Consider the following 21,556-nt stretch of genomic DNA (forward strand, 5'->3'; position numbering starts at 1 on the left):
CTCCTTTATGTAATGTGTTACAGTGCACCAGGCGCAATCCACATATGTGAGGTGAGCCCGTTATCAGCTAAAGTGAGCTGACTGTCATATACAGTTTTCCATGTTTCATAGAATTCTTTATATAGTTCGTGATTTTCAGTAACTGGTTCGAATGTTTGCTCCCACTGTACAAATTCTTCGGCAGTCTCTTCCATAGATGCATATATGCCAGCACCAACTCCTGCAGCAATTGCAGTTCCTAAAGCAGCTGCTTCTTTCACAACAGGTACTTTTACAGGAATACCAAGGACGTCTGATAGAATTTGTGGCCATAGTTTTCCTTTAGCGGCACCACCAGCAAAAACGACTTCAGAAGGGAATATACCAGTTAGATTTTCTATTAATTGTAAGTTTCCAAGTGTTACGAAGGCGGCATTTTCTTCAATAGCACGGAACAGTTCTTTTTTTCCGCATTTGTCAGCATCTAAACTTAAATTTAAAAAAGAAGGTGCGGCATGACGCCAAGAAATGTAGTTCATAACGTTTGAAAAAGTAGGGATAATACCATGTGAGCCGACAGGTACGTCCTTCGCTTGTTCTTCAAGTAATTCATAGGCATCTACACCGAGTTTGTCAGCAAGTTTCTTTTCCTCTTGGCAAAAAGCGTCTCGAAACCAGCGCATAACGAGGCCAGGGAAAAAGGCAATCGTTTCATATTGCCAAAGGTTCGGAACGACGTGACAATTTATACGTATCGCAGCATGCGGATCCGCTATTGGCTCAGTAACATTCACTTCTTGTTGCCAAAAACTACCTCCGCATATTAATGTTTGATTCGGTTTCACAACTCCAGTTCCGAGCGATGCCATTTGAGCATCTCCGCCCCCGGCTACAACAGGAATTCCTTCTCGTAATCCAGTTAATGCTGCACATTCTTTTGTAACATTACCAATCACAGTGCCAGCTTCATTTACTTTTGGTGAAAATGGCAAAGTTATACCACACTCTTTAGCTACATCGTTATCCCAATTTCTATTTTGTAAATCAAAGATTCCAGACGTACAACCGTTTGAAGGATCAATTTGCAGCACGCCGCTTAGTTTATATAAAATCCAATCGTTTAACATTGTAAAAGAGTGAATAGAATTATAGACGTCGGGTTCATGTTTTTTTATCCAAAGTAGGCGAGGTAAAGCACCTAATGAAAAAGTTTGACCAGACTTTGTATATAAATCTTTTTCAAGATGTGACCGAATTTCTTTTAGTTCACTAACCTCCGCGGATGCACGCCCATCAACATTTGCGCACGCCCATATTTCTTGCCCATCTTGATTATATAAAACAAATCCTTCCCGCATACTTGTAGCGCTAATAGCAAGAATAGAAGAGGCAGGGGTATTGCTTTTTTGAAGAACCTCTTTCGTGCATTCTTGTACTAGCTTCCAATTTTCTATTACATCAAAGTTCATAGAGCCTGGATAACGAGGGTCAGATTTGTGAATCCATTCTTTTTGACTTACTGCAGTTTGATTCCCATGTAAATCAAAAAGAACTGCTCGAATGCTTCCTGTACCAGCATCGAAAGCTAATAAATGGGACATTAACAATCACCATCCTTTCGTAATAAGGAGAGGGCAGTTTCCTCATCGGTAATTAATGTATGAATAAACTTTCCTTTTAAGGCACCATAAATTGCATCTATCTTTTCTATACCTCCAGCAACACCGACGACATGCTTCATATTGCGCAAAACAGAGAGGGGTGTGCCAATTAGACGATTGTGATGCGAGAGCTCTAATAAATCGCCATTTGTATCATAAAACTGTCCTAAAATATCGCCAGCACCGTTTTGACTACGAATATATGTCATCTCACGTAAAGTTAATTTTTCTTCTTTTACAATCGTAGCGTCTTGAGATAATCCTCCAATACCGACAACAGCTGTATGAGCAAGTGAAGCGACATGAAGCATATCTTTTACACTCGGTTCTGATAGAATACTTTGTGCCATTTCGGTTGTAGACGCTAGAAACGGCGTAGGGATAATGTGAAGGTCGCCATGCATGTAGTGTAAATAGTTTTGTTTTCTCGGGAGATAGTGGTTTACTCCGCCTGTTAACGTTACGATTGAAAGATTAATAGAGCTTTCAAAATGAATGTTTTCTAGCATTTTACTAATGGTTTCACCCCAGCCAATGCCAAGTAAATCACCTTGTTGAAGCTGAGTTTCTAAATATTGCGCAGCAGCTTTTCCGAGAGAAGTAGCATAATTGTCTGTTGGAGTAGGGATAATGAATGCATCTTTTAAATGGAATTTTTTTATTAAGTCACGCTCAATACTTAAACAGTGTAAACCAGTCCCTTTTACATGAAATGTAACGATGCCTTCACTCCGCGCCTTATCTAATAACCGGACGACTTTATTTCTTGAAATATGAAGAAGTGAAGCGATTTCCTGTTGTGTTAATTGGTCTTTATAATAGTACCAAGCTACTTTCGTTAATAAATTCTCTTCAAAGTTCAGCTGTGTCATACTCTTCATCCCTTTCAACAATTGACCACTGTTTAAACATATGTGCTGTATATTTTGTTTATTCCAGTTGAAACGATTAATAGTGCCTAGAAAAAAGTGTTCTAGATATAAAAAAAGGAATATACAATGCTACAAAACAAGTAGAACAAATAATCATTTTCTCAAAAAATGTTCTGTATAAAGGCAGGTGACATCATGTGGAGAACGTACCTTTATTACAAGTAAAGAAAATGAGTAAGGCGTTTTTAAATCAACTTGTATTAAAAGAAGTGAACTTACAAGTAGAGCGCGGAAATATATACGCTTTAGTGGGGGGAAATGGCGCCGGGAAATCAACATTAATGAAAATATTAACGGGGTTATATTCGTATGATGATGGAGAGATGTATGTAAAAGGAATGAAGCAACAGTTTTCAAATCCATCAGAAGCACACCGAAAAGGTATGTATTTAATACCGCAAGAACCGCTCATTTTTCCGCATATGACTATTGAAGAAAATATATGTATCGGGTTAAAAGAAAAGAAAAAGAAATTAAGAGTACAGATTGAGCAATTGATTAACAGTCTAGGGTGGGATATTGACCTTAATGAACTAGGAGGATCATTATCGATTGCGCAACAACAGTTAGTAGAAATTGTGAGAGGATTAATACGAGAAGCCGAGATTCTTATTCTAGATGAGCCAACATCGACATTAACAACTCACGAAATTAAGAGTCTTTTTGGGTTGATGAAAAGTTTACAAGAAAAAGGAATAGGGATGATTTATATTACGCATCGTTTTCCAGAAATCTTTGAAATTGCCAACAAAGTAGCAATATTACGAGATGGAATGATTGTAAGTCAAGGAGATGTATGTGACTATACATATGACATGCTGATGGAGGGACTATTGCCAAAAGGGTATAAACAGAAAGAGAAAATAGAAGTAGTTCAAGAGACCACAAGGATGAAAAAAATATTAGAAGTGATTGATATAAATGGTCACGCATTCGAAAATATTTCATTCACTGTACATGCTGGTGAGATTGTAGGTATTGCTGGCGTTGTTGGATCGGGCAGAACGGAATTAGCAGAAGCGATATTTGGATTGAAAACTGTAAAAACAGGGTCTATTTTATTAGATGGGAAATCAATTGATACATGTTCTTTGCATAAAAGGCTAGACGAAGGACTAGTTTATGTGCCGGAGGATAGGGCGAGGAATGGCATTTTCTCAATTGCTTCTGTTAAAGAAAATATTGCAGCAGCAAGTTTACAGCAAAATAATCGCTTTTTTATAAACCAAGAAAAAGAAAGCGCTTTAGTTAATTCGTTTATAGAACAGTTCCGAATTGTTGTACAGGATATGAATGAAGAACTGGCATCTTTATCAGGAGGTAATCAGCAGAAGGTCGTGCTTGCAAAGTATCTCGCATGCAATCCTAAAGTTATTATTCTGGATGAGCCGACTCGTGGAATTGATGCGAAAGCAAGGCTTGAAGTGTATGAGACGATCGAAAAAATGAAAAGGGAAGGACTCGCAATTTTATTAATCTCTTCAGATGTTGAAGAAATTGTTCAATTAGTAAACCGTGTATATGTAATGAGAAATGGACGATTTGTTTCTCATATGGAAAAAGAACAACTGAGTGTGAATGAAGTTACACGCCTTGCATACGGAGGTGTAGCGGAATGAAACGCATGCTAAAAATGCACGAAACGTCTATCATAACGTTACTACTAATTTATATAGCTATTGTAGGAATGATAAATCCTAGTTTTATTCAATTTAACTCGTTATCTTTAATGGTGAAATCAAGCGTTATTTTAGTCGTGTTAGCAATTGGCCAGTCGTTCGTCTTATTTACGAAAAATATAGATGTATCAGTTGGTTCAAGCATGGGGTTAAGTGCAGCAGTTTGCGGAATGTTGTTAACTGATGGATATCATGCATCTCTGTCCATACTTGCTGCTATTATACTTGGCGCTATTCTCGGTTTTATAAATGGAATTGGTGTTGCAAAGTTTCGGGTACCGGCCATTATTATGACATTAGGCATGTTAGGAATTATTAGGGGTGCCATGTTAATTTTTACAGGCGGGAAGTGGATTGAAGATATTCCAAACGATTTTAAGCAGCTGTCATCTATCTTCATTTTTGGTTTACCTATAACTGTATGGTTCGTTCTTATTATTTTACTACTACTATATTTCTTTTTAAGGAAAGTGCCATTTGGAAGATACTTTTATGCGGTAGGTGATAATGAAGATGGCGCGAGACTTATTGGTATACCTGTTAATAAAGTGAAAATATGTGCGTTTATGATTTCAGGCATAAGTGCTGCGCTCGCTGGTTGCATATTTGTTATGAATATCGGGTTCGTTCCGAATCAAACAGGTACAGGATTAGAATTACAAGTAATCGCAGCCGCTGTACTAGGAGGCATTCATCTAAAAGGCGGAACAGGATCTATATTTGGAGCTGCATTAGGAGCATTATTTTTAGAAACAATAAGCAGCTCACTCGTCTTTTTAAAAATACCAGCATTTTGGAATAATGCTATTTCAGGTTTTTTATTATTGCTAATCGTCATATTAGATAGTGTTATGAAAAAGTGGAAGGCAGAAAGGAGGATGAATCTATGAAGTATGTATACAGATGGGAAGGAGTTCTAATTGTATTACTTCTTATAGAATTCATCCTTTTTAGTTTGATAAATAGTGATTTCTTAAATATAAGTAATCTCCTTTTTAGCACAAATGATTTCCTATTTATCGCAATTGCGGCGATACCAATGACTTTTGTTATTGTAACAGGAGGAATTGATGTATCGGTCGGCTCAATAATGGGGCTCACTTCGATCTTGATCGGTGTACTTTGGATGAACGGAATATCTATTTTGTTTGCTGTCATAATAGTCCTAATAATTAGTTGTTTAGCAGGCGCTTTAAACGGACTTATTATAAAAATGACAGATGTAGAACCACTCATCGTTACACTTGGAACAATGTTTTTATACGGAGGAATTGCACTCGTCATTTCAGGAGGGGCAGGTGCTTCTGGGTACGAAGGAATAAGCGGTTTACCTGACGCATTTGTCCAACTGGCAAACGGTAGTTTTGTAGGAATACCAAATTTATTATGGCTACTGATTGTATTAACAGTTTTATGTGCTATATTATTTCACCGAACTATATACGGACGCCATGTAAAATTAACAGGTGCGAATGAAAATGCAGCAAAATACACCGGAATTAAGACGAAGAAAGTAGTCATCATCGCTTACATGCTTTCCGGGTTAGGAGGTGGATTAGGGGGGACTTTCTTAACTGCCTATTTCGGTTCTGCACGTGCTGATATGGGAAGTGAAACAATTTTACCAATCATTACAGCAGTCGTATTAGGCGGGACACTTATTACAGGGGGAAAAGGAAGCATTATCGGTACTGTACTAGCGAGTATTTTTATTGGGCTCATGCAGTATGGTTTGCAAATGACGGGTTTAACAAATGAACAATCCAACGTAGTAATTGGTATGATTCTTATTCTTTCAGTTATTATGAGACATTTCAAATTACATCAATTCACACTGGGGAAAAGAAAGAATTTGCATAAGGGGGAAATGTCATGAAGAGAAAACTAGGGATTGTATTCATTGTATGTATTTGTTTAATCGGTTTAATCGCTTGTTCTAGTCAAACCGCAGATAAGAAAAAAGCTGATGATGTGAAATTTGCATTTATCCCAAAATTAACTGGAGTTGGCTTTTTTACATCAGGTGGTGAAGGAGCAAAAGAGATGGGGGATAAACTAGGCGTACAAGTGAAATATGATGGACCGTCTGAAGCAAGCGTATCTGGGCAAGTGAAATATATAAACAATTTCATTAATCAAAACTATGATGCACTTATGGTTTCTTCAACGTCAGTTGATGGTTTATCGCAATCACTGCAACGTGCTAAGAAAAAAGGGATGACGGTGTTAACATGGGATTCCGATGTGAATCCGAAAGATCGTTCCTTTTATATAAGTCAAGGAACACCAGACCAACTTGCTAACTTATTAATAGAAATGACTTCCAAGCAAATTGGAGATAAAGGGAAAGTAGCATTTTTTTATTCTAGCCCAACAGTAACAGATCAAAACCAATGGGTAACGAAAGCGAAAGAAATTATTAAAGAGAAATATCCGAACTGGGAAATTGTAACGACGCAGTACGGTGAAAATAATGCGCAAAAGTCTCTGTCAGTAGGGGAGAATATTTTAAAAACGTATCCTGATATTAATGCGGTCATTTGTCCAGATGCAACGGCACTTCCGGCAATGGCACAAGCAGCTGAAAATTTAAAAATGGATAAAAAGGTAGTCGTAACTGGCTTCTCTACACCAAACGTTATGCGTGATTACGTAAAACGAGGAACAGTAGCACAATTTGGTTTATGGGATGTAAAACAACAAGGTGCACTCGCAACGTATGTTGCAAATGAAATTGTTGTAAAAGGGAAGAAGTTAAAAGTAGGGGATAGCTTCGAAGTAAAAGGAATTGGAAAAGTGAAAGTAGAGCCAAACTCCATTCAAGGATATGATTATGAGGCAGAAGGAAACGGAATTATCGTATTGCCAGAGCGAGTTGTATTTACAAAGGATAATATTGAAAAATATAATTTCTAGTAACGAAAAAACGTCCGAATGTATCGGACGTTTTTATTTCTTCATTAATTATGAACTGTTTCTTTTTCATTTAATCCAAGGGTACGACCTGTAGAAGTGTGAAGGTCTTGGAATAATCTTGGATTTTCTGTTAATGAAATGCCGTAAGAAGGAATCATTTCTTTTATTTTTCCTTCCCATTCTACCATTCGACTTGGGAAACATTTTTCTAATACTTCAAGCATAACATGAACGGCAGTAGAAGCACCCGGTGAAGCACCTAGTAATGCTGCGATTGATCCATCAGCCGCACTAACAACTTCTGTACCGAATTGAAGTGTTCCTTTACCGCCAGCATCAGTATCTTTAATTACTTGTACACGCTGACCAGCAACTACAATATCCCAATCTTCACTTTTCGCGTTCGGAATGAATTCGCGTAATTCTTCCATACGTTTTTCGTGTGATAACATAACTTGCTGAATTAAGTATTTTGTTAGTCCCATTTCTTTTACACCAGCAGCTAACATCGTTAAGACGTTATTTGGTTTTACAGAACCAATTAAGTCAAGGTTTGAACCGGTTTTTAAGAATTTAGGTGAGAAGCCTGCGAATGGCCCAAACAGTAATGCTTTTTTGTTGTCTATATATCTCGTATCTAGATGAGGTACAGACATTGGCGGAGCCCCAACTTTTGCTTTACCGTACACTTTCGCATGATGCTGCTCTACAACTTTTTGGTTTTTACATACCATAAATAGTCCACTTACCGGGAATCCACCAATATGTTTTGATTCAGGGATACCAGTCTTTTGAAGTAGAGGTAGGCTACCGCCACCGCCGCCGATAAAGACGAATTTAGCAGTGTGATGCTCAATTTTACCACTATTCATATCGTGTACTTTCACTTCCCACAAACCATTTTTCGTGCGTTTAATGTTTTCAACACTATGTTTGTAGTTTAGCTCGACATTTTTCGTTTTTAAGTAATCAAACAACATTCGTGTTAATGCACCAAAGTTAACATCTGTTCCAGAGTCAATTTTCGTTGCCGCCATAGGCTCATTAGATGTACGACCTTCCATAATGAGTGGAAGCCATTTTTTTAATGTTTCAGGAGAATCGGAAAACTCCATTCCTTGAAACAGTGGATTTTTTGAAAGCGCTTCAAAACGGTTTTTTAGAAACTGCACATTTTTTTCACCTTGTACTAAACTCATATGAGGTAGAGGCATAATAAAATCTTGTGGATTACGAATTAATTTGCTTTTTACAAGATATGCCCAAAATTGTCTTGAAAGCTGGAATTGCTCATTCACTTTTACAGCCTTACTAATATCTATAGATCCGTCAGATTTTTCGGAAGTATAGTTCAGTTCGCATAGCGCAGAATGCCCTGTACCTGCATTATTCCATTCATTAGAGCTTTCTTCCCCGGCACTTGCGAGTTTTTCAAAAACTTTAATTTCCCATTCAGGTGCTAATTCTTTTAGTAATGAGCCTAACGTTGCACTCATAATTCCTGCACCAATTAAGATAACGTCTGTTTTTTGCTGCATGTTGCTCATGATAATCTCTCCATCCCCTATATTGGCAAAAAAGAGTAGGTGTTTTCTATGTCTAAGCCGTAAAAGAGAAACACCGCCTAGGCCCCACCTAGGTGTATACCTTTTTTGTCTCAATTATATAACCATCTCATACTCTATTATAATAATTAATAGACTAAAATATCTAGTGTTATCTGATAATTTTAAAATATTTAACGCTTTATTTGCCAAAATTCTTATTTAACAAGCACTTTTCAGTTAATGAATAGAAAAAAATTACAGTTTGAAATTATCTCGAAAAAGCTTACGTATCCAAAAGTGGGTAGAAAGGATACCTTTTTATGGGACTTTTTGAAAATCTATTGTATGATTATTCTGGATATTAAAAAGGGGGATACACATGCGTACACAAGAACAAATCGCAAACTTATTTCGAAATTTTTCAATAAAGGAATGTAAAGGGTCAAGTGACTTATATGAATATTTAGCAATGAAAATTGCTGAAGATGAGGAAGTACTTACACTATCGTCCTATGCTCAGGTAGGTCAACCAGTCCCAAACTTATTATTAGGTGCAGTACATTATTTATTGTTAACAGGGAAAGAACATCATGTGAAAACGTATTATAGTAGCTTAGTTGAACATGCCAATACGGATTTAGATCAAGCTTTTGATCATTTTAAAGATTTCTGTAAAATGTACAGAGAAGAAATGATTAATTTATTACAAACGAAACTCGTGCAAACGAATGAAGTAAGACGATGTGCGTACTTATATCCAAGTTTCAGTTACATATTTAACAAAGTGAATAAACCGTTAGCGTTAATAGAAATTGGGACAAGTTCTGGATTACAACTATTTTGGGACCAATATAGCTATTCGTACGGTACAGATGAAACATACGGAAATATAAACTCGAATGTACATGTAACTTCTGAAATAAGAGGGGAGAATGTGCCTCAACTTTTAAAAGAAAGTCCACCTGTCGTAGAAAGAATCGGACTAGATTTACATGTAAATGATTTACATAGTGATGAAGATTATTTATGGCTACGTGCACTCATTTGGCCAGAACATAAAGAAAGGCTTGAACTGTTTGACAAAGCTGCATCTTTAGTAAAAAATAAATCTGTTCAATTAATAGAAGGAGACGGTGTGGCGTTATTACCATCTATTATTGAACGAATAAGTGAAGATGCGGTTATCTGCATTTTTCATACACACGTCGCAAATCAAATACCTGAACAAGTAAAACGTAAGTTAGAAAAACAAATCCAAGAAATCGGTGCAAAACGTGATGTATTCCACCTATATAACAACATGTGGGACCGGGACCTTCATATTGATTATTATATTAACGGAAACGAATATCGTGAAACGGTTGGAGAAACGGAAGGGCATGGGAGATGGTTTAGCTGGAAGCTTGGGAATGAGACGCTTATTTAGATTAATAGGGGAGCCCTCACTTGTAAAAGGTGAGGGTATAGGTTCAAGCATTGATTAAATGACTAATGAATAAATTTATTAGTACTATACAAAAAACTCTTGGGAGAAATTCTAAGCATTTTTTGTATTACATTTAAACCCCATAATGGATCATGTACTTTTGTTCTGCTGTAGCTTGTGCAATTTTTGAAGCTAACTCATTCAGCTCATCAGAACTTTTGAAGAATTTTGAAGATGTAACTGTTTCATAGAATATTGCTAATGATTCAGGTGGAATAATTGTAATACCGTAATAGATTAAACCGTATTCCTGATTTTTGACTGTATGGAAGGAGGTTTTCATAATTGATAAATTTTGATTTAAACTACTGATAATATCATCATCAACAGAAATACAATGATATTTCTCTGGTGTATAATCCTCGTAATTTTTTCGAGAAGTAAAATCATCAATTATTCCAAAATCATGGACACATGCCATCAATATCATCCTTTCAGCTTTAATAAAGTGAGTTCTATTCAAGTAAAATAGTCATTTTGTTTACGTGTAATAGAAATAGTTATGTAGTTCATTAGTATAGTACTTCATAAAATATCTTCGGTTCTTCTTCGTGAAACCAGTTTATTTATCGATAAACTCATCGGGAGTCCAAGTGGTGATTTCATTCCCAGGTGCAGCAACTACAAGCCATTGCTCATATTGGACACCAGCTTGCCAACATTCATAATAATCATGAAAACCATTTACAAAAATAATTTGTCCACTCTCTAATGTAACAATTAAATAAGGGCTTTCTAAGCCGAGTTGTATATCGGTAACTTTTTGTCTTCTTATCTCAAATATTCTCCCATATTCTTCTTCCTCAGAATAATCTTCAAATTCATTTTCATGTAATGGATATCTTTTTGGAGGTTTATTAAATAAACACCATTTTGATTCGATATTGATATATAATTGTCCGTCATAATCAACGGAGTCGTGAAAGTTTGTGAAATGAATCTTTATAGCGCCTGGAGAAATACCAAATTGTAATCCATCAACTTGTGATCCGATGAATAGATTTTTCAACACTTTCTCAGCGTGAATTTTATCCTCTTTATTCATTCTTGAAATCCTCCTTTTAAAAAAATATATCTTATATTCTTATTGTAATAAATAAATTTTTATGTAAAATGAACTTTTTGCAAAAAACGAGCGAATGTAGTGTGAAAGATCATGAGGGGACTATAGTCGCTCGTAAGTTTATTTTGGTGGGAATTGTGACAACTATTTAGTGTGAAGACGGATATGAAACGTTTATAGAAGATAAGGAGACTTATAATATATAGAATTAGAAATAAGAATTTGATAGTATTGGAGTAAGGAGTTTTAATAACAGTATATTAAGTCGTATTAATATATCTGTTGCGAATGCTTTCATTAAATCTCTTATTTTAATGGGAGTATTTGATAGAATTCAAAAAATATAATGGAGGTTAATATGAAAAAAGTAATTGGCGCAGCAACAGCAACTGTTTTCGGATTGGGAGCATTTACTACAACTGCTACTGCAGAAACGATCGTAACAGCAGATGTACTCAACGTACGTGAAAAACCGACTACAGAATCAAAAGTGGTCGAAAAAGTAAAAAATGGGGAAGAGTTAAAAGTCATCAATACCGAAGATGGCTGGTCAAAAATTGAGTTAAATGGTAAAGAAGTATTTGTAAGCTCGGAGTTTACTAAAGATATTTACCATGTAACAGCAGATTTGTTAAATGTACGTTCTGAATCAAACACAGAATCAAAAATTCTTGGCAGACTGAAAAAAGATGATGTAATTGAATCAACGAAGCAAGTAAAAGACGGATGGCTACAATTTGAGTATAAGGGAAAAACAGCTTATGTAAATGTTTCTTTCTTATCAAGTAAAGCACCAATTGAAAAAAAGGCTGACGAGAAAAAGAAGCAAGTAGCGAAAGTACAAAAATCGGTGAAAGCTAAGGAAGAAGCTAAAACACAGAAGATAACAAAGGCAAAAGAAACAATAAAACCTAAGGAAGAAGTGAAAGTGCAAGAAGTAGCGAAACCTAAGGAAGAAGTGAAAGTCCGAGAAGTAGCGAAACCTAAGGAAGAAGTGAAAGTGCAAGAAGTAGCGAAACCTAAGGAAGAAGTGAAAGTGCAAGAAGTAGCGAAACCTAAGGAAGAAGTGAAAGTGCAAGAAGTAGCAAAGGCTAAGGAAGAAGTGAAAGTGCAAGAAGTAGCAAAGGCTAAGGAAGAAGTGAAAGTGCAAGAAGTAGCAAAACCTAAGGAAGAAGCGAAAGTACAGGAAATAGCAAAGGCTAAGGAAGAAGCGAAAGCGCAAGAGATAGCCAAAGCTAAGGAAGAGGCGAAAGCACGAGAAATAGCAAAGGCTAAAGAAGAAGCAAAAGCACGAGAAATAGCCAAAGCTAAAGAAGAAGCAAAAGCGCAAGAAATAGCCAAAGCTAAGGAAGAGGCGAAAGCACGAGAAATAGCAAAGGCTAAGGAAGAGGCGAAAGCACGAGAAATAGCAAAGGCTAAGGAAGAAGCGAAAGCACGAGAAATAGCCAAAGCCAAGGAAGAGGCAAAAGCACGAGAAGCACTAAAGGCAAAAGAAGAGTCTAAAAATAACGCGCAGTCTGCTAAACGTGAATTAACGGTGGTGGCGACAGCATATACTGCTGATCCGAGTGAGAATGGTACATATGGTGGACGCGTTTTAACTGCGATGGGGCATGATTTAACGGCTAATCCAAATATGAGAATTATCGCAGTAGATCCGAAAGTAATCCCATTAGGATCTAAAGTATGGGTAGAAGGTTATGGAGAAGCAATCGCTGGAGATACCGGAAGTGCAATTAAAGGTAATCGCATTGATGTATTAATGGGTTCAAAAAGTAAAGCGATGAATTGGGGAAGACAAACAGTTAAAGTGAAGATTTTATAATAAATCTAGAATATAACATAATGAAAATAAGACTGACATATTCTGTCGGTCTTATTTTCGTACCATCACATCATTAAGAATTGCATCAAATATATCTTTTTGTGTGAAGTTATCTGTAAAAATAGTTTCTTTAGTAACTTCAATTGTATCGTGCGGATTATACCATTTTTGTAGGGAATCCTCACCAAATTCATGCCGCTTTTCTCTTGTGTTATGTCGTCGAATCGTTTCTTTTAACGATAAATCAAAGTAATATGTATACACGTTTCCTTCAAAAAAATGTATTAATTCTTTCAGCATATCACCGTATCTACGACTGTTTAAAATACCTTCTAAAATAACAAACTCACATTTCCCTTTTCCGTACTTTGTAATTTCAAATAGTAAATCGTGTGATAAATTACCGATCGTGTCGTGTACTCTAAGCATATCTCTACGTACAACATCCTGTGATACTAAAAGTGTGCCTTGTCCGAAATGTTCTTGTAGTTGCTTTGCGATTGTTGTTTTACCACTTGCGGAGTTTCCTCTAAGGATGATTAATGTTGATTTTATAGGATTAGACATAATGTATTCCCCCAACGTGAATGATTATATAGAAAATTTTAACAAATGAAACGTAGAAAGTGTATAATTAATATGATGTAAATAAAAAAGGTGGGGGCGAAATGGAAGCGAATTTAAATAAGGCGCAACCAATTTGGAAACGAACATGGTTTCGCTATCTTGGGGTATTTATAATTGTACAATTGTTGTTTATTATTTGTGAAGTAACTGCATGGGCACCAAACTTTAGACCTGGCGGAGAATTCTTTAATAGAGTATTAAATTCTCAATTTTTCACAGAATGGTTCACGCCATATAAAATTCCTCATTTTAATGTGTTTACAGCATTTTTTGCCATTACATTGTTACCATACGCACTAATAGGGGCAATGAAAGATTTCACTACAAGAAAAAATATAAAGAATTAAAAAGAGGTACTATATGCTATTTCAAAAAGATAATGTATCGGTTAGGTATGTAGTAGAAGAGGATGCACCAATCATTTCAAAATGGTTAACAGACCAAGAAGTACTGCAGTATTACGAAGGACGAGATAATCCGCAATCAGTAGAAATGGTACTGAATCATTTTATACATAATCCAAATAGTCCTGAAAAAAGATGCTTAATAGAGTTTGATGATGTGCCAATTGGTTATATTCAAATGTATCCAGTTGATTCGGAGTGGAAAACATTATATGGCTATGAAGAATCGCATAATGTATGGGGGATGGATCAATTTATTGGAGAACCCGCCTATTGGGAAAAGGGAATTGGAACGAAACTTGTTCAGGCAGCAATTACATATATTATGGAGAACACGGGAGCAGAAGCAATTGCAATGGACCCGAAAGTAAATAATGAACGTGCAATAAAGTGTTATGAAAAATGCGGATTTAAAAAGGTGAAGATTTTAAAGGAACATGAACTGCATGAAGGGGTATTAGAAGATTGTTGGATGATGGAATATAAATAAAAGGGAGCTGCGCGATATGAAAAAAGCATTAATAGTAATCGATGTGCAAGTAGGTATGTATACAGCAGGAATGCCAGTACATAATGGGGAAAAGTTTTTAGAAATATTGCAAGAGCTTATTGGAGAATGCCGTTCAAATGATATTCCGGTAATTTACGTGCAACATAATGGACCGAAAGACCATCCGTTAGAAAAGGGTACAGACGGGTGGAAGATCCATGCAGCAATTGCTCCACTAGAAGGGGAGTGTGTGGTTGAAAAAACGACTCCAGATTCATTCCACAAGACGAACCTAAAAGAAGTATTGCAAGACAAGGGAATCGATCATGTTATCATTTCAGGAATGCAAACGGAGTACTGTGTGGATACGACAACGCGAAGAGCGTTTAGTGAAGGGTATAAAGTAACGTTAGTGAGCGATGCACATAGTACGTTTGATACAGAGGTGTTACGTGCTGAAGACATTGTGAAGCATCATAATGTAGTGTTTGGAGCGTTTGCTAATGTTGTTACGTTAAAAGATTTGAAAGAAACTGTCTCTAAATAAGAGGCAGTTTTTTATTAGAGGAAATCGTGTCAAATAATGTCGGTAAGTCGATATCCTTTGTCGAAATGTCGATATATTGAAATAATCGTTGATATATTTGAAAAATCGTTGATATAATTTCACGTACCATAATGAAAACACAAAAAAGGAGCACCACATAATTAAAAAGGGCGCTCCTGTATCAAAATATTACTTCTTCTTATCTTTATCCAATATATTCTGTTCTTCCGCAAACTCCGTACCATATGCGAAGCGACGATTAATACGAATATTATCGTTGTGGTGCCTTGTGTGAGAGTTAGAGAAGCGATGAACGATTACTTCTGATAATGTGAAGACAATTGCGGAAAGGATGCTTCCCCATGCAATTTGCATATAGTTGTCTAATAAAATATTACCGAAAATCCATACGCTTAAATACGTTAGTAAGAAATCCGACATAATGGCACCGGTATTACCGATTCGATTTAATATGATTTTATCAACGAACATATAAGATACGATTGTAACAAAGAGACTGAACGAAATAATTTGGACGAACGTTGCTGGGAAAAATAAAGCGAGTCCGATACTAAATGCGATAATGCACGATATAAACTTGATAAGCACTACTGTGAAATCATTCAAAATTTACACCTCCGTTTTATCCATAGTTTTGCAATAAATATAGGAGTTCATACATTGTAACGGATATATTTTACATAAAACTTTTTCATGTCGATTATTTGTCTAAATATTTAAAAAAACAAAGGGGAAATGTTATAGTAAAATGAGAGTATATGACATTTTTAGGTAAGGGGGGAATCCTCGGTGTGGATTACTTCAGAAGTAGAAATTCCAGACGAGTTAATTGATCATCTTGAAAAAGGAAAGTTAGTGCTATTTGTTGGAGCGGGAGTTTCTATGAAAGGGAAATCAAACTTACCGAATTTTGATGATTTAGTTGATGAAATTGCAAAAACGTTATATGTCGAAAAACGTGAAATTACAGAACCGCATGATTATTATCTTGGTAAAATTGCGAAAACAAAAGATGTACACCAAGTTGCAAGAGATTTAGTTCATATTGAAAAGTCAAAGCCGAATCCGCTTCATTATGCGATTCCGAGGTTGTTTCCTTTAGATACAGAAGTCCGTATTGTAACAACAAATTTTGATCGACATTTTACAACTGCAATGAAAGAAATGAATAGAGAATTAAACGTATATTACGCACCTGCGTTACCTACAGGTAGAGCGTTTAAAGGACTCGCTTACATACATGGCAATATAGAACAAGAAAAAGAAGCGTTAATTTTAACAGATGGTGATTTTGGAAGGGCTTACTTGACAGAAGGATGGGCAAGAAGATTTTTAGTTGATTTATTCTCGAATTATACCGTTTTATTCGTTGGATATAGCCATAATGACCCAGTAATGAAATATTTAGCAACTGGTTTACCACCAAGTACAAGACGTTATGCATTTGTCGCACAAGGGGAAAATACGTACCACTGGGAGCATTTAGGAATACGGCCGATTGTATATCCGAATAAAGGTAATAATCATCAATCTCTCGTTAAAGCAGTAAAACGATGGGCGGAGTTAATGGGGGATAATTATATTACAAAACGAATGCGAATTCGTGACATAGTAACAGTACCGCCGTCAGTAGAGCAGGAACAATTATCATACATAAAACAATCTATAAAAAAAATTGAAACAGTCCGCTACTTCGTTGAATTTGCTCACGATTATGAATGGGTGGAATGGCTTGAAGCGGAAGGGAAATTACAAAATTTATTTTTAATTACATCAAACTATAATGAGGTAGATGAATTACTTGCAAAATGGTTAGTGGAACAATTTCTTTTTAGTCATCAAAAAGAATTATTTCAATTAATTTTTAAAAATCATTCTAAACTATCTCCGTTATTATGGAGAACAATTTGTAGCTACTTAAACGAAACGAAAATGAAAATGGACCCGTTGTTGTTTGCAAGGTGGACACTGCTTTTATTAGAAACAGCTGAAAAAGATAGTAAATCGATCGAAACAATTTCTTACTTACTGCAAAAATGTTCTTTTCCTGAGCATAAAGAAATCGCTTTATTGTTACTAACGTTTATTTTGGACGGCAAACTTAAGTTGAAGCGTGAAAGAAAGTGGGGAAATGATACCGGGGAATCAATAGAACTTGAGGAATCGAGTCGTTTACCCGTGTCTACATTTTCTTTTGTGGAGCAAATTTGGAATGAAAAGATGAAACCGCATATTTCCTATTATGCCGTTCCAATTATGATGATGGGAATAGAGAAGATGCGGATGTTATCACTAAGGCAAGCGGCGCTGAAAAAAAGGGATAAGGAAAATGTGGAAAAAGAGTTTCAGCAAAATGATCTAGCGTTTTTAATTCAAACTGTAAAAGAATGTTTAACCTATCTATGTGAAAACGATGAGAAAAAAGCAAATTATTATATTACAGAAATGATAGAAGCAAACAGCGTACTTCAAAATCGAATTGCAATTGATGCGATGAATAAAAATGTATTTGTTAGCGCCGATGAGAAAATGAAATGGTTGTTACAGGAAGGAATTCTTTTAGACGTCACGTATAAACAAGAAGTTTTTCAACTTATAAAAAATCATTACGCACTCTCTTTAGAAAAAACAAAGGAAGAAGTCATTCAAATTGTATTAAAGGACCTTGCGGAGGAAAGAGCATTTGATGTTTGTTTCGTGTTGGATTTATTATTCACTTGTGATTCGAATAGTCCATCTACGGCAAAAGGTTACGAGTTAATGAAGCAAAAACATCCTCATTTTCATTCTGAGCGATACAGTGTACAAAAGAAAGAGGCGGCAGAACAAAGTATTACTTGTAATGTGACAGCTGATGGATTATTGCAACTAAAAGACGATGAAATTATGAAGCAAGTTCAGCAATTTTCTCAAGATGGTGTTTTTGAACAACGTCATTTTTTAGAGATGTTATCGAAAGCATGTAAATTGAATACAGAATGGAGTATTTCATTTGCATATCAATTAGTTGGAATGCACGAAATAAGTAATGAAGTATGGTTTGTTTGTATTAGGGAGTGGCGAAATAACCGAGGACTGACAAATGAACAAATACAAAAAGTTATTCCTCTATTACAGAAATTCGTTAGAAATACAGCTTTTCATTGGTTAATTAGTAGCTTTCTATATGAAATTAGTAATCGATTAGAAGAGTTAGAGGAAAATAGTATACGCAATGTAAAGCGGTTTGCTTTTTCGGTATTCCCTCAAGTAATGAAAAGTGACACGGATTTTAAGCTTGGAAAACAAGATTTTTACAATGAATCGATTCAGCATCCTGTTGGGAAAATGACAGCTGTACTATTAAAACTGTTATCATATGATCATTTATACGATCGCAATGTGTATGAATATTTATTTTTATTTGAAGAACAAGTAAGAATTAGTACAGAACGAACAAATTTTATGATAGCTCGTTTAGTAGCAGATATTACATTTCTTTATCATATTGAGAAGCAATGGTGCCGAAAATATTTGTTACCGTACTTAGAGTTAAAGAAGGAAAATGAAATCACGAAATATGCATGGGCCGGCTTGTGTTACACACAAATCAATTTACCTTTATTTACAGAAATGAAGCAATTTATTAAGTATGCAGTAGAACATTTGGAAGTATTACATCCGCATACGAGGGAAGCTTTCTTAAAATGGCTCAGTTTTGTATTTATTAAATGTGTACTGTATTGGGAACAAAAAACAGACTGGTTATACCCTTTACTTATACGAGAAAATGAAGAAAATAAAATTAAGTTTATGCAGTTTTTATGCTATTACGTCAAAACGTTAAGCGCAAAAGAGCAACAAAAATTTTGGGCAGCTTGGCTTAGTATATTTTTGCGAGAACGACCGAAAATGGGTGAAATCACAGCTAGAGAATATGTAATGCTTTTACGTATTATTTTATTTATGGATGAAATAGTAGAAAGAGGGTTATCGATAATTTGTAAATCATTTTCGGACGTAGGTGGAAAGGGAAATCAAACGGAGTTAAAACAGTTATTTAATGAAATACTTGAGAAGACAGAAAGTATAAAAATGTATAAAGAGTTGTATGCAAACGTATTTTTTACTTTACTGCAAACGCTTCAGGAAGCGGATTTACTTGAAACGGAAATCATTCAAATAAAAGAATTATTAATCGGGTATAGAGTAGAAAAATGTGTAATAAATGCAATAGATAATGAGATAATTCGCATCGGAATTGTTATGGAGAATTTACAAGAAGAAATGTAGGGCGAAAGTGGAATTTTAAAAAATATATAAAAAGTTGTTGACAGTGTTTTGAAAAGCGTTCTATAATACGAATCATACTTATTCAATTTCAAAAAACATTTGAATAAACAAAGTGCAATGAAGAGATCACAGTAGTGGTTAGTCTTACTGTAACAGAGAGCTGGTGGTTGGTGTGAACCAGTACAGAGATAATCATGAATTACAGTCTTGGAGCATCTTTTTCGTAGTAAAGATAGTATTGTCTTTATGAAGAAAAAGCGGTCAATTGATCGTTAACAGTGAAGAGAGGTAGACAGAAATTTAGTCTACAACTAGGGTGGTACCGCGATAAATATCGTCCCTACTGATTTATTCAGTAGGGACTTTTTGTATTTTAGTGGCCCAACTTGAAAATTAAATATGTATGCGTTGAAAGGAAAAGCAGTAGTTGTTGTTTCCCTGTAACAGAGAGCTGGTGGTCGGTGTGAACCAGTACAAAAACAAGAGCGAATTACAGTCCTAGAGCATCTTTTTCGTAGTAAAGATAGTATTTATCTTTATGAAGGGAAAGACGGTCAGATGATCGTTAACAATGAAGAGAGGTAGACGAAAGAAGTCTACAACTAGGGTGGTACCGCGATAAATATCGTCCCTACTGATTGCATCAGTAGGGATTTTTTGTACAAAAAAAGTGGGTTTTTAACTAGTAGAGAGTGTCTTTGTACGAATTATTAGTTTAAAATAAGAAGAGGTATCGATTCCACTTTAAATTTGTATAATTGACCAGTTCAGAAAATAGAGAATTTTTCATTCTCTTACTATACTTTTAAAACATTAGAGGAGGATTTCCAAATGGCAAATCATGAATTAGATCAATTACGTAAACAGGTAGATGAAATTAACTTACAACTATTACACCTTTTAAACAAACGTGGTGAAATCGTTCAAAAAATTGGGGAGCAAAAGCAAGTACAAGGTACGAAACGTTTTGATCCAGTACGTGAGCGTGAAGTACTTGATATGATCGCAGAGAATAACGAAGGACCATTCGAAACGTCAACGGTTCAACATATTTTCAAAACAATCTTCAAAGCTAGCTTAGAATTACAAGAAGATGATAACCGTAAAGCATTACTAGTATCACGTAAAAAGAAACAAGAAAACACAATCGTTGATGTAAAAGGTGAATTGATTGGTAACGGCACACAAACGTTCATCATGGGACCTTGTGCGGTAGAAAGCTTAGAACAAGTTCGTCAAGTAGGGCAAGCGATGAAAGACCAAGGCTTAAAATTAATGCGCGGTGGTGCTTTCAAACCGAGAACATCGCCATACGATTTCCAAGGTTTAGGAGTAGAAGGATTACAAATTTTACGCCAAGTAGCAGATGAATTCGACTTAGCAATCATTAGTGAAATTTTAAATCCAAATGATGTTGAAATGGCATTAGACTACGTTGATGTAATTCAAGTTGGTGCACGTAACATGCAAAACTTCGATTTACTACGAGCTGTAGGTAAAGTTAACAAGCCAGTATTATTAAAACGTGGATTAGCAGCAACAATTGATGAGTTCATTAATGCAGCAGAATACATCATTGCACAAGGTAACGACCAAATTATTCTTTGTGAGCGTGGTATCCGCACATACGAAAGAGCAACACGTAACACATTAGACATTTCAGCAGTACCGATTTTAAAGAAAGAAACACATTTACCAGTTGTTGTTGACGTAACGCATTCAACTGGACGTAGAGATTTATTATTACCAACAGCGAAAGCAGCACTTGCAATTGGCGCAGATGCAGTAATGGCTGAAGTACATCCAGACCCTGCAGTTGCATTATCAGATTCTGCACAACAAATGGATATTCCAGAATTCCATAAATTCATGGAAGAGTTAAAAGGATTCAAAAATAAATTATCTTAATTCCATATCATATATGCGCTGAAGAGGAAACAGTAGTGCTTATCTCACTGTTAAAGAGAGCTGATGGTTGGTGTGAATCAGTACAAAGGTAAGCATGAATTACAGCCTTGGAGCATCTTTTTCGTCAAGTTTTGATGGGAAAGACGGTCTAATGATCGTTAAAGAAGAAGAGAGGTAGACGAAAGAAGTCTACAACTAG

The 21,556-nt window shown here is 35.7% G+C and carries 18 protein-coding genes and 3 other annotated features (1 of these 21 running past the window's edge); of the genes, 11 read left to right on the plus strand and 7 right to left on the minus strand.

Annotation, left to right across the window (positions count from 1 at the left end; genetic code table 11):
- Nucleotides 1-17 precede the first annotated feature (17 nt).
- Both lsrK and ACTFNE_RS05430 read right to left on the minus strand, forming a co-directional pair.
- The gene (lsrK, locus tag ACTFNE_RS05425; RefSeq protein WP_270705830.1) at nucleotides 18-1,580 is read right to left on the minus strand and encodes an autoinducer-2 kinase; all 1,563 of its coding nucleotides are present in this window, start codon (nucleotides 1,578-1,580) and stop codon (nucleotides 18-20) included.
- A complete protein-coding gene (locus ACTFNE_RS05430; protein WP_141108626.1) occupies nucleotides 1,580-2,530 on the minus strand; it encodes a sugar-binding transcriptional regulator in 951 nt (316 codons plus the stop codon). The genes lsrK and ACTFNE_RS05430 overlap by 1 nt, the downstream gene beginning before the upstream one ends.
- A 179-nt stretch (nucleotides 2,531-2,709) precedes the next feature.
- On the opposite strand from ACTFNE_RS05430, the gene ACTFNE_RS05435 reads away from it, so the two are divergent.
- The 4 genes from ACTFNE_RS05435 to lsrB are packed head-to-tail and all read left to right on the plus strand — an operon-like array spanning nucleotide 2,710 to nucleotide 7,167.
- Complete coding sequence (locus tag ACTFNE_RS05435; RefSeq protein WP_270705829.1) at nucleotides 2,710-4,191, plus strand: sugar ABC transporter ATP-binding protein; 1,482 nt, start codon at nucleotides 2,710-2,712, stop codon at nucleotides 4,189-4,191.
- Nucleotides 4,188-5,141, plus strand: a complete 954-nt coding sequence (locus ACTFNE_RS05440) for an ABC transporter permease subunit (protein WP_046199260.1) — start codon at nucleotides 4,188-4,190, stop codon at nucleotides 5,139-5,141. The genes ACTFNE_RS05435 and ACTFNE_RS05440 overlap by 4 nt, the downstream gene beginning before the upstream one ends.
- Nucleotides 5,138-6,127: an ABC transporter permease gene (locus ACTFNE_RS05445; protein WP_270705828.1), complete on the plus strand. Its 990-nt coding sequence runs from the start codon at nucleotides 5,138-5,140 to the stop codon at nucleotides 6,125-6,127. Before ACTFNE_RS05440 ends, ACTFNE_RS05445 begins: the two co-directional genes overlap by 4 nt.
- Complete coding sequence (gene lsrB / locus ACTFNE_RS05450) at nucleotides 6,124-7,167, plus strand: autoinducer 2 ABC transporter substrate-binding protein LsrB (protein ID WP_046199258.1); 1,044 nt, start codon at nucleotides 6,124-6,126, stop codon at nucleotides 7,165-7,167. Before ACTFNE_RS05445 ends, lsrB begins: the two co-directional genes overlap by 4 nt.
- Nucleotides 7,168-7,211: 44 nt before the next feature.
- Here lsrB and ACTFNE_RS05455 read toward each other — a convergent pair whose 3' ends face one another.
- Nucleotides 7,212-8,714, minus strand: a complete 1,503-nt coding sequence (locus ACTFNE_RS05455) for a malate:quinone oxidoreductase (RefSeq protein ID WP_000069168.1) — start codon at nucleotides 8,712-8,714, stop codon at nucleotides 7,212-7,214.
- Nucleotides 8,715-9,093: 379 nt separating this feature from the next.
- Between ACTFNE_RS05455 and ACTFNE_RS05460 the strand changes: the two genes are divergently transcribed.
- Nucleotides 9,094-10,140, plus strand: a complete 1,047-nt coding sequence (locus ACTFNE_RS05460) for a DUF2332 domain-containing protein (protein WP_270705827.1) — start codon at nucleotides 9,094-9,096, stop codon at nucleotides 10,138-10,140.
- A 133-nt stretch (nucleotides 10,141-10,273) separates the two neighbouring features.
- Here ACTFNE_RS05460 and ACTFNE_RS05465 read toward each other — a convergent pair whose 3' ends face one another.
- Together ACTFNE_RS05465 and ACTFNE_RS05470 are read right to left on the minus strand one after the other, a co-directional pair.
- Nucleotides 10,274-10,621, minus strand: coding sequence for a hypothetical protein (locus ACTFNE_RS05465; RefSeq protein WP_046199256.1), 348 nt, complete (start codon nucleotides 10,619-10,621; stop codon nucleotides 10,274-10,276).
- A 141-nt stretch (nucleotides 10,622-10,762) separates the two neighbouring features.
- Nucleotides 10,763-11,245 carry a hypothetical protein gene (locus ACTFNE_RS05470; RefSeq protein WP_046199255.1) on the minus strand — a complete coding sequence of 161 codons (483 nt, stop codon included), beginning with the start codon at nucleotides 11,243-11,245 and terminating at the stop codon, nucleotides 10,763-10,765.
- Between the two features lie 376 nt (nucleotides 11,246-11,621).
- Between ACTFNE_RS05470 and entB the strand changes: the two genes are divergently transcribed.
- Nucleotides 11,622-13,088: a cell wall-binding protein EntB gene (gene entB, locus ACTFNE_RS05475; RefSeq protein ID WP_439997965.1), complete on the plus strand. Its 1,467-nt coding sequence runs from the start codon at nucleotides 11,622-11,624 to the stop codon at nucleotides 13,086-13,088.
- Between the two features lie 51 nt (nucleotides 13,089-13,139).
- On the opposite strand, the gene ACTFNE_RS05480 is transcribed toward entB, so the two are convergent.
- Entirely contained in the window at nucleotides 13,140-13,655 is a 516-nt protein-coding gene (locus tag ACTFNE_RS05480; protein WP_270704951.1) for a kinase, read from the minus strand.
- 101 nt (nucleotides 13,656-13,756) lie between these two features.
- On the opposite strand from ACTFNE_RS05480, the gene ACTFNE_RS05485 reads away from it, so the two are divergent.
- Genes ACTFNE_RS05485 through ACTFNE_RS05495 form a run of 3 tightly spaced genes read left to right on the plus strand, consistent with a single transcriptional unit; the run spans nucleotide 13,757 to nucleotide 15,156 of the window.
- Nucleotides 13,757-14,062, plus strand: coding sequence for a YfzA family protein (locus ACTFNE_RS05485; protein WP_270704950.1), 306 nt, complete (start codon nucleotides 13,757-13,759; stop codon nucleotides 14,060-14,062).
- Between the two features lie 13 nt (nucleotides 14,063-14,075).
- A complete protein-coding gene (locus ACTFNE_RS05490; protein WP_270704949.1) occupies nucleotides 14,076-14,609 on the plus strand; it encodes a GNAT family N-acetyltransferase in 534 nt (177 codons plus the stop codon).
- Between the two features lie 16 nt (nucleotides 14,610-14,625).
- Complete coding sequence (locus ACTFNE_RS05495; protein ID WP_270704948.1) at nucleotides 14,626-15,156, plus strand: cysteine hydrolase family protein; 531 nt, start codon at nucleotides 14,626-14,628, stop codon at nucleotides 15,154-15,156.
- A gap of 189 nt (nucleotides 15,157-15,345) precedes the next feature.
- Here ACTFNE_RS05495 and ACTFNE_RS05500 read toward each other — a convergent pair whose 3' ends face one another.
- The gene (locus ACTFNE_RS05500) at nucleotides 15,346-15,783 is read right to left on the minus strand and encodes a YndM family protein (protein WP_046199249.1); all 438 of its coding nucleotides are present in this window, start codon (nucleotides 15,781-15,783) and stop codon (nucleotides 15,346-15,348) included.
- A 183-nt stretch (nucleotides 15,784-15,966) separates the two neighbouring features.
- On the opposite strand from ACTFNE_RS05500, the gene ACTFNE_RS05505 reads away from it, so the two are divergent.
- Both ACTFNE_RS05505 and ACTFNE_RS05510 read left to right on the plus strand, forming a co-directional pair.
- Nucleotides 15,967-19,449, plus strand: a complete 3,483-nt coding sequence (locus ACTFNE_RS05505) for a DUF4020 domain-containing protein (RefSeq protein ID WP_270704947.1) — start codon at nucleotides 15,967-15,969, stop codon at nucleotides 19,447-19,449.
- A 108-nt stretch (nucleotides 19,450-19,557) separates the two neighbouring features.
- Nucleotides 19,558-19,794 (plus strand) — a binding site (T-box leader).
- Nucleotides 19,795-19,848: 54 nt separating this feature from the next.
- Nucleotides 19,849-20,085, plus strand: a binding site (T-box leader).
- Between the two features lie 195 nt (nucleotides 20,086-20,280).
- Nucleotides 20,281-21,357 (plus strand): bifunctional 3-deoxy-7-phosphoheptulonate synthase/chorismate mutase, encoded by a 1,077-nt coding sequence (locus ACTFNE_RS05510; protein WP_001273581.1) that lies wholly within the window; start codon nucleotides 20,281-20,283, stop codon nucleotides 21,355-21,357.
- Nucleotides 21,358-21,366: 9 nt separating this feature from the next.
- Nucleotides 21,367-21,556: a binding site (T-box leader), on the plus strand (it continues 30 nt past the right edge of the window).

The organism is Bacillus cereus group sp. MYBKT111-2, assembly GCF_051915205.1.
Lineage (GTDB): Bacteria > Bacillota > Bacilli > Bacillales > Bacillaceae_G > Bacillus_A > Bacillus_A paranthracis.

Excerpts from the sequence above, each read along its gene's own strand:
- ACTFNE_RS05480 (WP_270704951.1), bottom strand. The coding sequence starts at position 13,655 with ATGTCTAATCCTATAAAATCAACATTAATCATCCTTAGAGGAAACTCC.
- ACTFNE_RS05465 (WP_046199256.1), bottom strand. The coding sequence starts at position 10,621 with ATGGCATGTGTCCATGATTTTGGAATAATTGATGATTTTACTTCTCGA.
- ACTFNE_RS05510 (WP_001273581.1), top strand. The coding sequence starts at position 20,281 with ATGGCAAATCATGAATTAGATCAATTACGTAAACAGGTAGATGAAATT.
- ACTFNE_RS05455 (WP_000069168.1), bottom strand. The coding sequence starts at position 8,714 with ATGAGCAACATGCAGCAAAAAACAGACGTTATCTTAATTGGTGCAGGA.
- lsrK (WP_270705830.1), bottom strand. The coding sequence starts at position 1,580 with ATGTCCCATTTATTAGCTTTCGATGCTGGTACAGGAAGCATTCGAGCA.
- ACTFNE_RS05485 (WP_270704950.1), top strand. The coding sequence starts at position 13,757 with ATGGAAGCGAATTTAAATAAGGCGCAACCAATTTGGAAACGAACATGG.
- ACTFNE_RS05470 (WP_046199255.1), bottom strand. The coding sequence starts at position 11,245 with ATGAATAAAGAGGATAAAATTCACGCTGAGAAAGTGTTGAAAAATCTA.
- ACTFNE_RS05460 (WP_270705827.1), top strand. The coding sequence starts at position 9,094 with ATGCGTACACAAGAACAAATCGCAAACTTATTTCGAAATTTTTCAATA.
- ACTFNE_RS05490 (WP_270704949.1), top strand. The coding sequence starts at position 14,076 with ATGCTATTTCAAAAAGATAATGTATCGGTTAGGTATGTAGTAGAAGAG.
- entB (WP_439997965.1), top strand. The coding sequence starts at position 11,622 with ATGAAAAAAGTAATTGGCGCAGCAACAGCAACTGTTTTCGGATTGGGA.
- ACTFNE_RS05440 (WP_046199260.1), top strand. The coding sequence starts at position 4,188 with ATGAAACGCATGCTAAAAATGCACGAAACGTCTATCATAACGTTACTA.
- ACTFNE_RS05495 (WP_270704948.1), top strand. The coding sequence starts at position 14,626 with ATGAAAAAAGCATTAATAGTAATCGATGTGCAAGTAGGTATGTATACA.
- lsrB (WP_046199258.1), top strand. The coding sequence starts at position 6,124 with ATGAAGAGAAAACTAGGGATTGTATTCATTGTATGTATTTGTTTAATC.
- ACTFNE_RS05445 (WP_270705828.1), top strand. The coding sequence starts at position 5,138 with ATGAAGTATGTATACAGATGGGAAGGAGTTCTAATTGTATTACTTCTT.